This window comes from Capsulimonas sp. (assembly GCF_039929585.1).
Taxonomy (GTDB): Bacteria; Armatimonadota; Armatimonadia; order Armatimonadales; family Capsulimonadaceae; genus Capsulimonas.
Genome location: NZ_JBDSQY010000129.1, coordinates 1 through 13,219 on the forward strand (window position 1 = coordinate 1; position 13,219 = coordinate 13,219).

Consider the following 13,219-nt stretch of genomic DNA (forward strand, 5'->3'; position numbering starts at 1 on the left):
GCTCTGACCGGCCTGCGCCAAAAAGTCGGCAACTATCCTGGTGTGACCGTTGAGAAGAAGGAAGGCCGCGTGCGGCTCGCCGACGGCGAGTCCGTCGCGCTGATTGACCTGCCCGGCCTCTACTCCCTTACCCCGCGCTCGCCCGACGAAGCCATCGCCCGCGATGTCCTGCTTGGACACCAAGGAGATGTCGCGCAGCCCAGCGGCGTGATCCACGTGCTGGACGCCGCCAACATCGAGCGCAACCTTTACCTGACTTCGCAATTGCTGGAGCTCGGCCTGCCGATGGTCGTCGTGCTGACCATGACCGATGTCGCCGCTCGAATGCAGCACGAGGTCGATCCCGACACGCTCAGCAAGCTGTTCGGCGTCCCGGTCATTCCTGTGCTCGCTTCCGAGAAGCGGGGGCTGGACACGCTGCGCGCCGCCATCGCCGTTCTGGGAAATACGCCGCCGCCCGCCCAGCGTATCTGGACGCTCCCCAAGCCGGTCGAAGATGAGATCGACGAGCTTTCGCTGATGCTTCAGGACCAGGCGGGGCTGAAGCCGCGGCAAAGCGCCGTCGAAGCCGTCAGTCTGCTGATGCAGGACACGCCCCGCCCGGAAGAGATCGGACGCTGGCCCAAGCCCATTCTGGAGCATGTTCAGAAAGACAAAGCGAACCTGACGGCTCAGGGCGTCGATTTTTCCAGCACACTGATCGAGTCGCGCTACGAGTGGGTCCGCAAGATCTGCGCGCAGGCCGTCAAGAAGCCCGGCAAGGCCGTCGCCAACCTGACCGACAAGCTCGACAAAGTCCTGACGCATAAGTTCTGGGGCTACGTGATCTTCTTTGGCGTGATGTCGCTGGTGTTCCAGGCGATCTTCAGCTGGGCGTCCCTCCCCATGGACTGGATCGCGATGGGCGTAAGCGCCCTCAGCAATTTCGTCAACACGCATATGGCGGCGGGTCCGCTTCAGGATCTGCTCGTCAACGGCGTTATTGCCGGCGTCGGCACCACGATCACATTCCTGCCGCAGATTTTGCTGCTGTTCTTCTTTATCGCCCTTTTGGAAGACACGGGCTATATGGCCCGCGCGGCGTTTCTGATGGACAAAGTCATGTCCAAGGTCGGGCTGCACGGCAAGTCGTTCATTCCCCTGCTCTCGTCGTTCGCCTGCGCCATCCCGGGCATCATGGCGACGCGCACCATTGATGACCGCAAGTCGCGCCTCGTCACGATCTTAGTGGCGCCCTTGATGTCCTGCTCGGCGCGTATCCCCGTCTACACGCTGATGATCGCCGCGTTTATTCCCAATAAGCGCGTCCTCGGGATATTCACGCTGCCGGGCCTGACGATGATCGCCATGTATTTCCTGGGAATGATCGCGGCGTTCGGTATGGCGTGGCTGTTCAAGAAGACGCTCCTGCGCGGCCCGTCGCCGGTCTTCTTCTTAGAGATGCCGCCCTACCATACTCCCAGCGTCCGCACGGTCGTGATGACGATGCTGGAGCGCGCGTATCTGTTCTTGCAGCGCGCCGGCACGGTCATTCTTACAGTCAGCATCGTACTCTGGTTCCTGACCTCCTATCCGAAGGCGCCCGACGCCCCGCCACAGCAGCAGATGGCGCATTCGTACGCCGGTCAGGCGGGCCACTTGATCGAGCCGCTGATCCGCCCGCTGGGCTTCGACTGGCGCATCGGCGTCAGCCTCGTCTCTTCGTTCGTCGCCCGCGAAGTGTTTGTCAGCTCCATGGGCACGATCTACAGTGTCGGCGATAAGAACAGCGATGCGGAGGAGATCTCGGGATCGCTGGAGAAGAAGCTGAAAGCGGATCCCTACTTCTCGCCGCTAATCGCCGTTTGTGTCATGGTGTTTTATGTGCTCGCCATGCAGTGCATGTCTACCATCGCTGTTGTGAAACGAGAAACGAACGGGTGGAAATGGCCGCTCTTCATGACAGGCTATATGACCGCTCTGGCGTGGCTCACGACCTTTATCGTCTATCAAGTCGGGATGGCCCTGCACTGGGGCCTGCGCTAACGCGTTCGGGAGGTTCGAGATGCATATCGACGCACAAACAATTGGAGCGTTCGCCATCGTCGGCGTCGCCGCCGTGATGGTCGGCAAACGGATTTTGGGACAACTGCTCGCCTTTCGCAATACGCCCGGTGAAAGCGGCGGCGGGTGCCCGGGCTGCGGCGGGTGCGGCAACGCCGCCAGCGTCAAGCCCGAAGACCGGAAGCCCCAATTGATCCAGCTGCAAACGCGTCCGCCCGCGCATCTGCGGCGGCCATCCTCACACTCATGACATTCAAATCTCTTGCCTGCGCGGCCGCAAGCATGCTCATTCTTGCGGGCTGCCACCAGACCACTCCGCCCGCTCCATCGTCCCCCCCGCCCGTCGCTTTGCCGGCGGCGGGCGGCGTTCAGATTCAGCTAAAAGTCTCTCCTGAGCCACCCCGCCAACTGGATACTGCTACGTTCACCGTCATCGCAGGCAATGAGCGCGGCGAGCCGTTACGGGACGCCACGGTTAACGTAGATCTGACGATGCCTTCTATGGAGATGCCAAAGAACGAAATCGTGTGCAGACAGACCAAGCCCGGGGAGTACTCCGGAACGGGACGGTTCACCATGGCTGGCGACTGGCAGGCGCGCGTCACGGCCCAGGGCGGCAAGCAGAGCGGCGTCCGAAGTTTCCCCATCACGGTAAAGTAATCCCATGAACCCCACGCACGCCATTCCCTGGCTCGTTTTCTCCTGGGGCCTGGCCGGCGGCTTCACCCACTGCATCGGCATGTGCGGCGTCTTCGTGGCGTCCTACTCCGGTCTCGCCGCGCAAGGATCCACTCGCCGGTTCATCCATCCCGAACGCCATGTCTTATTTCACGGCGGGCGAATGGTCTCGCTGGTGATCTTAGGGACGATCGGCGGCCTCGTCGGCGACATCACTCACCGCTGGGCCTCCGCGCAGGGCGTGATCAGTCTGGTCGCCGGGATATTGCTGATTGGGCTGGCGCTGGGCTTCGCGGGCATCGTCCCCTGGTTTCGGATCCCGGAGCCGGACGTGCTGGGCGCGGGCGGCGGTTTTGGACGAAAGCTCTTTGTCAAAGTCCTGAAGTCGCAGAATGTCTGGAAGCCGCTGATGACCGGCGTCTTCGTCGGCCTGCTCCCCTGCGGACTGACCTACCAGGCCCTGCTCCTCGGCGCGCTTTCCCAGGGCCCGGCGCAGGGCGCGCTCACCATGGCGCTGTTCTGCCTCGGCACCATCCCCGGGCTCCTCACCCTCGGCCTGTTCGGCAACGCAGTCTTCGGCGGTCTTTTGACGCGTCCAAAGTTTCGCCTGGGCATGGCGCGCGTCTCAGCCGCGCTGATGGCCGCGATGGGAATCGCGTTTTTGATGCGCGGCTGGGGTCAATTTTAATAATCTCCCATCCTATGGAACTTTCTCCCCAAGTCGTTTGCTACTGCGCATGGCAAACAAAATTTCACCTGCCGACCAGACAACTTGGAGGAACCCTTTCATGAACAAGCAGATCACCGCGCTCGCCGCCGCCGCGCTCACGCTCATCGCGATCCACCCGACCCTCGCCGCCGATAAGATGATGGGCAAGAAGATGACCGACCACAAGATGGCCGGACATAAGATGATGGGCCACAAAATGGCGCCGAAGATGACGGCGGCTCAGATGAAGAAGCATAAGATGATGATGGACAAAAAGATGATGGACAAGAAAATGTCCGATCATAAAATGATGGACAAGAAGATGGATGGCGGCAAGATGGATAAGATGGACGGCGGCCACAAAATGGATGGCAAAATGTAGCCTTTTGAGGCTTACGATGAGGGCGGACGCTTCGGCGTCCGCCCTCTCTTTTTGTGAATAGGGTATACTATTGCCTATCAGCAGGAGGAAACGCAGTCCTTGAAACCATCTACGCTCACATCCGAGCAGAAGCGGGACATTATTGTCGCCGCCGCCGAAGACAAAAAAGCGAACTATTCGACGGAGATCGATCTGCGCGGCAAAACGCTGATCGCGGACTTCTTCATCATCTGTTCGGGCACGTCCAATATCCATATCCGGTCGATCTCGGACGGCGTCATTGAAGCCATGGAAGAGAACGGTATTCGGGCGCATCGCACGGAAGGGTACTCCGAGGCGACCTGGATCGTGGTCGACTACGGCGACGTCATCGTGCACGTCATGTCCGAGACCGAACGCGAACACTATAAATTAGAGAAACTCTGGACCCGCGAAGTCGTCGCCGACCCAACCGGAACCGTCATCCTTCCCATCTCCGCCGCCCTGCGCGACGATGCGCACGCGCGGGATGAATCGGACGAAGAAGGATCCGACGAAGAAGGATCGGATGAAGACGACACGGACGAAGACGATTTCGACGAAGATGACCTGGACGAAGCGCTGGACGGCGGAGACGATGAAGACGAACTGACCGCCCTCGATTCGGACGAAAAGGATCACACGGATGGTCCCCGCGCCTAACGACGACGCGCCGCGCGCCCAGGCCGGCTCCCCGCCGCTCTCCGGCGCGGCGCCGGCTTCCAGCGGCCAGACGCCGAGCCCAGCCGCAAGCCGGCCTCAGGATTCTACCGAGGCGGACGCTCCCAACTTCTCTCCCATCGAGCCCGGCGCGGCGATGTCGCGGGTGGCGGTGGAGCAGAAGCTGACCGCCGCCGGCATCAATCTCCGACGCGGGCGCGCGGAAGAAGCGCGGCAGGGCGTGAACGAAGTGCTGACCGCACTGCCGCGTTACGCCCCGGCGCATGAGATCCTAGGCGATATTGAGGCGTATCTGGGCAAGTATGCTGAAGCATGCTCGGCGTACCGCACGGCCCTGAAGATCGAACCGGGCCGTCCCACGGCGGAACTGAAACTCGGACGCACCGCGCTGCGCGCCACGGAAGCCGCCGGGGGGTTCCAAACTCTTCAGGACACAAGCTCCGCGCCGCTGGCGCGCGCCGGCAATAACATCGCGGCGTTTGCATCCGCGCTGCTGCCGGGCCTCGGCCAGATCATGCAGGGAGCATACGTCAAGGGCGCGGTTCTGATGGGCGTTTATTGCCTCGTCACCCTTCTGATCCTAATGCTGCCCGACACCAAGAACATCCTTCAGGACGTCAGCAGCATGCTGGCCCCGAAACACGCCGCAGGAGGCGCCACGCCTATCGGCGGGCTTTTCTGGTTTCTGGCGTTTGTCTCGACTGTCGATTGGCTGTTCGCCGTAATCGACGCGGGACGTGGAAATGACTGAAACAAACGCTGGGATCGACGCTCTAACGAAGCGTCACCCGTTTTGCGTGCAGCACAGCGAACGACCGATTATTTCAGCAACAGGAGCATTTCACTAGTGATGCAGAAAAACACACGCCGCGCCGCGGCCGGATTGATCCTCGCGGCCGCGACGGCGCTTTCGGGCTGCAGCGGCAGCGGCACGGAGCCCTCGGCTAAGGTCCGCACCATTGATGTCGCGACCAATGTTCTCGATACGGCAAATAGCAATAAAGACGCCGGCAGCGTCCTGGTGAACGGGGCGCCGATCAGCACGACGAATTCACAGTACGGCGCTCCCACCCCCTATCAATTTGTGGAAGCGAAGAATTCCTCATTTCAGGGCAGGTCCTATCTGACTCTCCCTCTCTATACCGATCCCACCACGTCGACGACGACAGCCGCTCCTTTGCCCGTGATCCACATGGATGTGACGGACGGGCAGCGATACACGGCGTACCTGGTCGGTCGGCGCGACGTGAAGACGCCGCTCACCTCCGACTTCTCAGACCTGGACACAGCTCATTATTTGAACGTGATCGTGCTGCCCGATAACCAGAACATTCCGCCGGTCGGACAGGCGAATGTGCGCGTTCTCGTCGCCGGCCCCGACATTCCCGCCGTGGATGTCCTCGTCAATGGATCCGCTCCCGCCGGCCTGACCAACCTGGTGTACAATCCGACAGGGACATCCACCGTGGATGTCCCCGTGACCGCCGGGGCGCCCTCCTTCTCCGTCAACGCCGCCGGCACAACCACGGTGATCGTTCCCGCCAAGACGCTCAATCTGAGCGCCGGCAGTTCGTACACCCTCGTCGTGACCGAGCCGACCGGCGCGGCCTCCCCGGGCAACACGCCCGCCACCCCGCCCGTCGTCACGACGTACGGCCTCACGCTGGTGCAGAACTAAAAAAACTCCCCCGCTTCTTCTCTAAACACATGGAGAAGAAGCGGGGGAGTTTTTATTTTGAGATTACGCGGCCAGCACTTCCCCGGCGGCGTCTTCCAATCCCCGAAGCATCCCTTGAAGCTGCGCCGGCTTGATCGGCTTGGACAGATAATCGTCCATGCCGGCGTCCAAACACAGCTCCCGGTCTCCCTCCATGGCGTTGGCGGTCATCGCGATGATGGGCGTGCGTCCCTCTGTCAAAGATTCCAAATGCCGGATCACGCGCGTCGCCTGCAAGCCGTCCATCTCAGGCATCTGCACGTCCATTAAGAGCACATCGTAAGAACCGCGGGTCCAGGCGTCCACGGCGGCGCGGCCGTCGGTGACGGCGTCCGCGCGGTATCCCCACTTTTCCAGCAGCTTGAGCGCAAGCTTCTGGTTGATCGGATTGTCTTCGGCAACCAGTACGCGTAAACCGAGCGACACACTCGTGATCTGCTCGGAAGACGCCCCGGCGGCGGGCAAGACCGAGCCGGCGGCGCGGCGCTCCAGAGGCAGCTCCAGCCAGAAACAGCTTCCGGTTCCGAGTTGGCTTTCCACGCCCACCCGACCGCCCATCAGCTCCGAGAGCTGCCGGCAGATCGTCAGACCTAACCCCGCGCCTCCGTAGCGGCGGCTCGTGCTGCCGTCCACCTGCGTGAAGCTTTCAAAGACAGCCTCCAGCCGGTTTTCTGGAATGCCGACGCCCGTGTCGCGCACGACAATACGCAGGAGGCTGCGATCCTCGTCCCGGCTGACTTCGCCGACCTCAATCGCGACGCCTCCCTCCTCAGTGAACTTGAGAGCGTTGCCGACAAAGTTGGTTATGACCTGCCGGATCCGCAAGCCGTCGCCCCAGTAGAAGCCCCGGGCCGCCGGCGCAACTTTGTAACCGAGCGTCAAACCGGCGGCGGCGGCGCGCGGCGACAGCAGGTCCACGATTTCCGCGACGATGTCGCCGAAGCGCATGTTCGTCGGGTCGATCGCCATCTTGCCGGCCTCGATCTTGGAAAAATCGAGAATATCATTGATGATGGTGAGGAGCGATTCGGCGCTGCCTTGAATGGTGGCGGCATAGTCGCTTTGCTCCGCGCTGAGCGACGTCTCCAGAAGCAGACCGGTCATGCCCAGAACGCCATTCATCGGCGTGCGGATCTCGTGGCTCATATTGGCGAGGAACTCGGACTTCGCCCGCGCCGACGCCAGCGCTTCGTCGCGCGCCTGCCGCAGCGCTTCTTCCGCCAGTTTGCGCTCCGTCATGTCGCGAATAATGCCCGTGAAGAAGATCTCACCCCCGGATGTCCAGGACGACAGCGACAGCTCCAGAGGAAACTCAGATCCGTTTTGATGGATACCGGCAAGCTCCACGGTATTGCCGATGACATGCGCCTCCCCGGTCGCCAGAAACCGCTCCATCCCATGGGCGTGCATCGCGTGGAAGCGCTCCGGCATGAGTAGCGTCAGCGGCCGACCGACGACGTCTTCGGACGGATAGCCGAAAATACTCTGGGCGCCTTTATTCCAGGAAACGAGAAGCCCGGCGCCGTCGGCCACGACAATCGCTTCATTCGCCGTTTCCGTAACGGACAGCAGTTTGTTTTCGGAAGACTGCATCGCCTGCAGCGCGAGCTCTCGCTGGGACACTTCACGCGTCAGCGCCGAATTCATCGCGGTCAGCTCGCGGGCCTGGCGCCGCGCCGCCTGGCCGAGCCCTACGGCGGTGGAGCAGATCACGGCCATCACCAATCCTGTCCAGAGGGCGATCAGCGGCGCCCAATCTTCGGTCGTCGACATTGTGTTGGAGAGCGGCCATGCAACGACGCGCCAGGCGGCGCCATGGAACTGCAGCCGCGCTTCTTGAGCGTCCAGAGGAACAGCGCCCCGAAGGTCTTTATTGCGCGCGTAGACTTCTTTATCGCCGTCGTAAATGACGACCGAGTACCCTTGCGTGATATCTCTGCTGATCGCCGTCTTTAAAATATCGTTCATGCGGAAAACGCCCGTGGCGAATCCATCGAAACGACCTCCACAGCGAAGAGGAATATCGATCAGAAACCCCTTCCCTCCCTGCTTCAACTGGCGCACTGGGCTGATGGAAAAATCCGTCCGATCGCGAGCCTCATCCAGCAGCGCCTGTCTTCCCGCCTGTCGCTTCAAGTCCATATTCATCACCCGCTCGTTTTCGAGGGGCGGATAAGCGCGGCGGATGATATAGTTCCGGTCGATCCACTCGATCGCCTGATAGCCCTGATGCTGCTGCGTGTAAAGCTGGGCGATGTTGTTCCATTCCTGCTCGGGAAGATTCCCTTCAATGCTCCATCGACGCGCCAGCAGCTGCAGCGCATCGGTGCGAACTTGAAGCTGAGAAGTGATTTCGTTGCGGACGTTGATCGCTTCCAGGCGGCTCAATCGCTCGATCTGCTGGCGCTGCTCAACGATCAGGGCCTGATAAAGACAGAACGAGGCTGTGACGATCCCCAATCCGACGAAGAAGGGCAGCCATGCGGGGGAGACGCCTCTGCGCGCCTCCTCCCGCCACGAGTACAAGCACAAACCGGAACCTAAAAATACAAATCCGATCGATGTGTGCACCGCCATGCGCGCGAGAGAACCCCAGGCGTAAAAACTCGTCACCCCCGTCAGGTAACCGCAGAACGCGACCAAACCAATCCCGATGACCGCCGCGCTCAGCGCCCCGACCGTCAGCACGGCCCAGCGCCGTACTCCCTGATAGCGAAGAAGAAGAAGGCAGGTGGCGACCAACGCGAAACAAATCGAGGTGGCGCAGGCCATTCGTCCCGGCGTCGCCGTCGCCACCGTGGCGCCCGTAGGCATCAGCAGCTGATCGACGCCCAGGTTCATGTGAAAAACGTGCTCGATGAGCATCGAGAGCCCGGCGATGAGTGAGAAGACCGCCATGGGCGTCACGAGCCGGCGCACCCGCCCCAGCGTCAGGGAAAGCAGCGACGCGCCGCAGCACGTAAAGCAAAGCGCCGTCGTGTAGACCATAGGTGTAAACGCGGGTTGGATTTGCAGGATCCAGAGATTATGCGTATGCCAGCCGAACTGCACACAGACACCCAGCGCCGTCACAAGTGCTCCCACGATCGTCAAAACGATCGTCTTCCAGTCCCAAAATGTTTGTTGTCGCGCGATCATAATTCGTATTTTCGGCCGCGTCCCGAGAAATTGACGCGGTTATCCTATCGTTCATTGTCGGATTTCGTCAGGGCTCTCTGGAGGGCGAAGGGCGGCCAAACGGTCGGATGTGAGAAAAGGGAAAATATTGGGAACAGTTTTCGAAAGAAAACCGTTAAGAGTATTGACAGCAAGACACTCAAGAGATATAATAAACCCGTTACAAGATTTTCACTTGTCGGGACCAATAGGAGGCGGAAAAGTTTATGGGACGAACAGTAGGAATTGACCTGGGAACGACCAACTCGTGCGTCGCGATCCTCGAAGGCGGAGAGCCGACCGTTATCGCGAATGCGGAAGGCGCCCGCACCACGCCGTCGATCGTCGGCTTCACCAAGACCGGCGAGCGACTTGTGGGCAACGCGGCCAAGCGCCAGGCGGTTGTGAACCCGGATCGCACGATCATTTCCATCAAGCGCAAGATGGGCACCAATGACCGCGTCACCGTCGACGGCAAGGATTACTCCCCTGAGGCGATCTCGGCGATGATCCTTCAGAAGCTGAAAGCGGACGCGGAGAAGTACCTGGGCGAAACAGTCGACAAAGCCGTCATCACCGTTCCCGCGTACTTCAACGACGCGCAGCGCAACGCGACCAAGGACGCAGGCAAAGTGGCCGGTCTGGAAGTTCTGCGCATCATCAACGAGCCGACCGCCGCAAGCCTGGCGTACGGCCTCGACAAGAAGAAGAATGAAACGATCCTGGTCTACGACCTGGGCGGCGGCACCTTCGACGTGTCGGTTCTGGACGTGGGCGACGGCGTCTTCGAAGTGCGCTCCACTGCGGGCGACACGAAGCTCGGCGGCGATGACTTCGACAGCCGGATTGTAGACTTCGTCGCGGACGAATTCAAGAAGGAGCAGGGCATCGACCTGCGCAAGGACAAGCAGGCGATGCAGCGACTGCGCGAAGCCGCCGAGAAGGCCAAGATCGAGCTTTCCAGCGTCGTGCAGACCAACATCAACCTGCCCTTCATCACGGCGGACGCCGAGGGACCGAAGCACCTGGACGTCAACCTGTCCCGCGCCAAGTTCGACGACCTGACCCGAGATCTGGTGGACCGCACCTCGCAGTCCTTCAACCAGGCGCTGAAAGACGCCGGCATCGAAGCGAAGGACGTGGATGAGATCATCCTCGTCGGCGGCTCGACCCGTATTCCGGCCGTTCAGGAACTGGTCAAGAAGCTCGGCGGCGGCAAAGAGCCGAACCGCAGCGTCAACCCGGACGAGGTCGTCGCCGTCGGCGCCGCGATCCAGGCCGGCGTTCTGGGCGGCGAAGTCAAGGATGTCGTCCTGCTGGACGTCACCCCGCTGAGCCTCGGAATTCAGACGCTGGGCGATGTGTTCACCAAGCTGATCGATCGCAACACGACGATCCCGACCCGCAAGTCCGAGACCTTCTCGACGGCGGCCGACGGCCAGACGGCAGTCGATGTCGTGGTCTACCAGGGCGAGCGCGCTCTGGCTTCGCAGAACAAGAAGCTGGGCAACTTCCAGCTGACGGGTCTGCCGCCGGCCCCGCGGGGCGTCCCGCAGGTTGAAGTCACGTTCGACATCGACGCCAACGGCATCGTGAACGTCTCGGCCCGCGACAAGGCCACCGGCAAGGAGCAGAAGATCATGATCTCCGGCGCCGGCGCCCTGGACAAGTCGGAAGTCGAGCGCATGGTGCGTGAAGCCGAGGAGAACGCGGCCAAGGACGCTGAGATCCGTGAGAAGGCCGAAACCCGCAACCAGGCGGACCAGGCCGTCTACCAGACCGAGAAGCTTCTGAAGGACCTGGGCGACAAGGCCCCGGCCGACGAGAAGGCCACCGCCGAGAGCGCCATCGCCGACGTTAAGTCCGCGCTGGAGGGCGAAGACATCGAGAAGATCAAGTCGACCACCGAAACTCTGGTTCAGGCGTCCTACAAGCTGAGCGAGATCCTGTACAAGCAGGCGGAAGGCGGAGCGGACAGCGCCAACGGCCACCACGAGGGCGAAACGCCCGAAGGTCAGGCGCAGGCCAAGGCCGACGATGACGTGATCGACGCGGACTTCAAGAGCGAATAAGATCGCGGCTCTCACCTCAGCCCTCTCCTAATTCTGGAAGAGGGGGCTGGGGATAATCAGAGACGACACGGCCGGAGCGCGGCGCGCTCCGGCCTTTTTTTACGTTGGCGCGCATCATTCCCGTGAAATACGCCAAAATGGGGATTGACTGTTCATCGGGAATATGTCACTATTATTTCCGACACCTTTCGTCGGGGATTCGCGCGATTCCCGGCTGATTTCCGCTCCTCAGCGCGAAAATGGGTCAAAAGTCGTGAAATCGGATATAATCTTTCATCCATTCACAATAATCTGAAAAGATAGCGACGATTGCGGCCTTGGCGTGCAAACGCCAACCATGCAGCGACGATGGCGTGGACCGCTGCGCAAAACCTAAGGACTTAGAAGAATTTACCCATGACGGTCATACCCACTTTGAGCAATGGCAGCCTTCGCGACGCGCTTCTCCCGCCCGATATGCTCCCCGACGCGCCCCGAGACTGCCCCGTGACGCTGCTGAGCAGCGAGGAGCGCCATCGTCTGATCGAGCGCGCGTTTTCAGCACTGTACCGCTGGTACGTAGACCGCTCCCAGCGCCTGCGCAACTGGAACCCGGACACGTCGTTCGCCTGGCGAGACATGCGCACGGATCATACGGAAGATGTCGTGCAGCTGATTGAGGGATACTTCGCCGTCGAGCAGTACGCACCGGACTATACCTCCGAAATTCTGCGTGTCGTGCGCCGCTCCAACGGGCGCTCAAACTTCCAGCTCCGCTGGGGCGCCGAGGAAGAGCGCCACGGCGACACATGGGAAAACGCCCTGCTCTTTTCGCGCGGACGCACTCCGGCGCAGATCGAGCATTACAAGTGGCAGCTGCGCGTGAACAACTGGACCCTTCCGTGGGACGACGCCCTGCACATGCTGGTCTACACCGTCTTCCAGGAGCGCGCCACGCAGGTCAACTATTTGAAGTTCGCCGAGATCGCCCGTGGCGAAGGCGTCCTTGCCTCCGGCGCGCCCGACCCCGTTCTCGCCCGCGCCTGCACCACGCTCGCCGTGGACGAAGCCGCCCACTACGCCTTCTTCCTGGAAGGCGCGCGTCTCTTCCTCTATTACTTCCCGGAAGAAACGCTCGGCGCTATTCACGACGTGATCACCCACTTCGCGATGCCCGCGCAGGACATCATCCCGAACTGGCAGGTCGTCTCCGAAACTATTTACCGCGCCGGAACCTATGGCCCACGCATCTTCCAGCGCGATGTGATCGCCCCCGTTCTTGAGAACCTCACGGTCGCCGGCCGCAAGGCCCTCGACAACGGCCTGAAGCACGCCCGCGCGATCCCCGATCCGAACGGCAACATGCGTCTGACAGCCCTCTGGGACACCTTCGACGCCGGCGAAGCCGAGCGCAACGTCCTGCGCCTCCACGACAAGATCACCGACTTCGAATCCAGCATGGGCCGAGCCGAGATCGATCCCTTCCCCTTCCAGCCCAACCCCGAGTGGCCCGCAAAAGCGACACCTCCGACGGTGGAGTAGGATTTAGTCCCCATCTCGGATAGCCGGCGACTGAAGTCGCGCCTAGAAGTGCACGATGTGCCCCTCCGGGCACTCCAGAAAAGAAACGCAATCGACAAGTTTCTGGAGTCCACGAAGGTGGACATCGTGCACTTCTAGAAGTGGTGCCGGAAAGTGCCCTTTCTCAAGCCAGCTGCGATCTTTGAGGCGATTTGGGCCGTTCTTGTCGTTCAGACAGCTGCGGCCCACTGTTTAGTAAAGAA

Annotated in this window: 11 protein-coding genes; 10 read left to right on the forward strand and 1 reads right to left on the reverse strand. The window is 61.2% G+C overall.

What is annotated here, in order from left to right; translation table 11 throughout:
- The 8 genes from feoB to ABIZ35_RS08805 all read left to right on the forward strand — a co-directional run.
- Positions 1-2,025 (forward strand): ferrous iron transport protein B (feoB, locus tag ABIZ35_RS08770; RefSeq protein ID WP_348219510.1); only part of this gene is annotated, 2,025 nt, incomplete at its 5' end.
- Between the two features lie 19 nt (positions 2,026-2,044).
- On the forward strand, positions 2,045-2,293 hold the full coding sequence (locus ABIZ35_RS08775) for a hypothetical protein (RefSeq protein ID WP_348219511.1): 249 nt from the start codon (positions 2,045-2,047) through the stop codon (positions 2,291-2,293).
- Positions 2,290-2,703: a FixH family protein gene (locus ABIZ35_RS08780; RefSeq protein ID WP_348219512.1), complete on the forward strand. Its 414-nt coding sequence runs from the start codon at positions 2,290-2,292 to the stop codon at positions 2,701-2,703. Before ABIZ35_RS08775 ends, ABIZ35_RS08780 begins: the two co-directional genes overlap by 4 nt.
- A 4-nt stretch (positions 2,704-2,707) precedes the next feature.
- Positions 2,708-3,409, forward strand: coding sequence for a sulfite exporter TauE/SafE family protein (locus ABIZ35_RS08785; protein WP_348219513.1), 702 nt, complete (start codon positions 2,708-2,710; stop codon positions 3,407-3,409).
- Between the two features lie 100 nt (positions 3,410-3,509).
- Complete coding sequence (locus ABIZ35_RS08790) at positions 3,510-3,812, forward strand: hypothetical protein (RefSeq protein WP_348219514.1); 303 nt, start codon at positions 3,510-3,512, stop codon at positions 3,810-3,812.
- A gap of 99 nt (positions 3,813-3,911) precedes the next feature.
- Positions 3,912-4,493, forward strand: a complete 582-nt coding sequence (rsfS, locus tag ABIZ35_RS08795; protein ID WP_348219515.1) for a ribosome silencing factor — start codon at positions 3,912-3,914, stop codon at positions 4,491-4,493.
- The gene (locus ABIZ35_RS08800; RefSeq protein ID WP_348219516.1) at positions 4,477-5,262 is read left to right on the forward strand and encodes a tetratricopeptide repeat protein; all 786 of its coding nucleotides are present in this window, start codon (positions 4,477-4,479) and stop codon (positions 5,260-5,262) included. Before rsfS ends, ABIZ35_RS08800 begins: the two co-directional genes overlap by 17 nt.
- Before the next feature lie 99 nt (positions 5,263-5,361).
- Entirely contained in the window at positions 5,362-6,189 is an 828-nt protein-coding gene (locus ABIZ35_RS08805; protein ID WP_348219517.1) for a DUF4397 domain-containing protein, read from the forward strand.
- A 63-nt stretch (positions 6,190-6,252) separates the two neighbouring features.
- Here the strand turns inward: ABIZ35_RS08805 and ABIZ35_RS08810 are convergent, their stop codons facing one another.
- Entirely contained in the window at positions 6,253-9,366 is a 3,114-nt protein-coding gene (locus ABIZ35_RS08810; protein ID WP_348219518.1) for an ATP-binding protein, read from the reverse strand.
- A 245-nt stretch (positions 9,367-9,611) separates the two neighbouring features.
- Here ABIZ35_RS08810 and dnaK point away from each other — a divergent pair, with 245 nt between their 5' ends.
- Positions 9,612-11,456: a molecular chaperone DnaK gene (gene dnaK, locus ABIZ35_RS08815; protein ID WP_348219519.1), complete on the forward strand. Its 1,845-nt coding sequence runs from the start codon at positions 9,612-9,614 to the stop codon at positions 11,454-11,456.
- A gap of 396 nt (positions 11,457-11,852) precedes the next feature.
- Positions 11,853-12,977 (forward strand): acyl-ACP desaturase, encoded by a 1,125-nt coding sequence (locus tag ABIZ35_RS08820; RefSeq protein ID WP_348219520.1) that lies wholly within the window; start codon positions 11,853-11,855, stop codon positions 12,975-12,977.
- The last annotated feature ends 242 nt before the right edge of the window (positions 12,978-13,219 follow it).

Excerpts from the sequence above, each read along its gene's own strand:
- ABIZ35_RS08775 (WP_348219511.1), top strand. The coding sequence starts at position 2,045 with ATGCATATCGACGCACAAACAATTGGAGCGTTCGCCATCGTCGGCGTC.
- ABIZ35_RS08780 (WP_348219512.1), top strand. The coding sequence starts at position 2,290 with ATGACATTCAAATCTCTTGCCTGCGCGGCCGCAAGCATGCTCATTCTT.
- ABIZ35_RS08785 (WP_348219513.1), top strand. The coding sequence starts at position 2,708 with ATGAACCCCACGCACGCCATTCCCTGGCTCGTTTTCTCCTGGGGCCTG.
- ABIZ35_RS08790 (WP_348219514.1), top strand. The coding sequence starts at position 3,510 with ATGAACAAGCAGATCACCGCGCTCGCCGCCGCCGCGCTCACGCTCATC.
- ABIZ35_RS08800 (WP_348219516.1), top strand. The coding sequence starts at position 4,477 with ATGGTCCCCGCGCCTAACGACGACGCGCCGCGCGCCCAGGCCGGCTCC.
- ABIZ35_RS08805 (WP_348219517.1), top strand. The coding sequence starts at position 5,362 with ATGCAGAAAAACACACGCCGCGCCGCGGCCGGATTGATCCTCGCGGCC.
- ABIZ35_RS08810 (WP_348219518.1), bottom strand. The coding sequence starts at position 9,366 with ATGATCGCGCGACAACAAACATTTTGGGACTGGAAGACGATCGTTTTG.
- dnaK (WP_348219519.1), top strand. The coding sequence starts at position 9,612 with ATGGGACGAACAGTAGGAATTGACCTGGGAACGACCAACTCGTGCGTC.
- ABIZ35_RS08820 (WP_348219520.1), top strand. The coding sequence starts at position 11,853 with ATGACGGTCATACCCACTTTGAGCAATGGCAGCCTTCGCGACGCGCTT.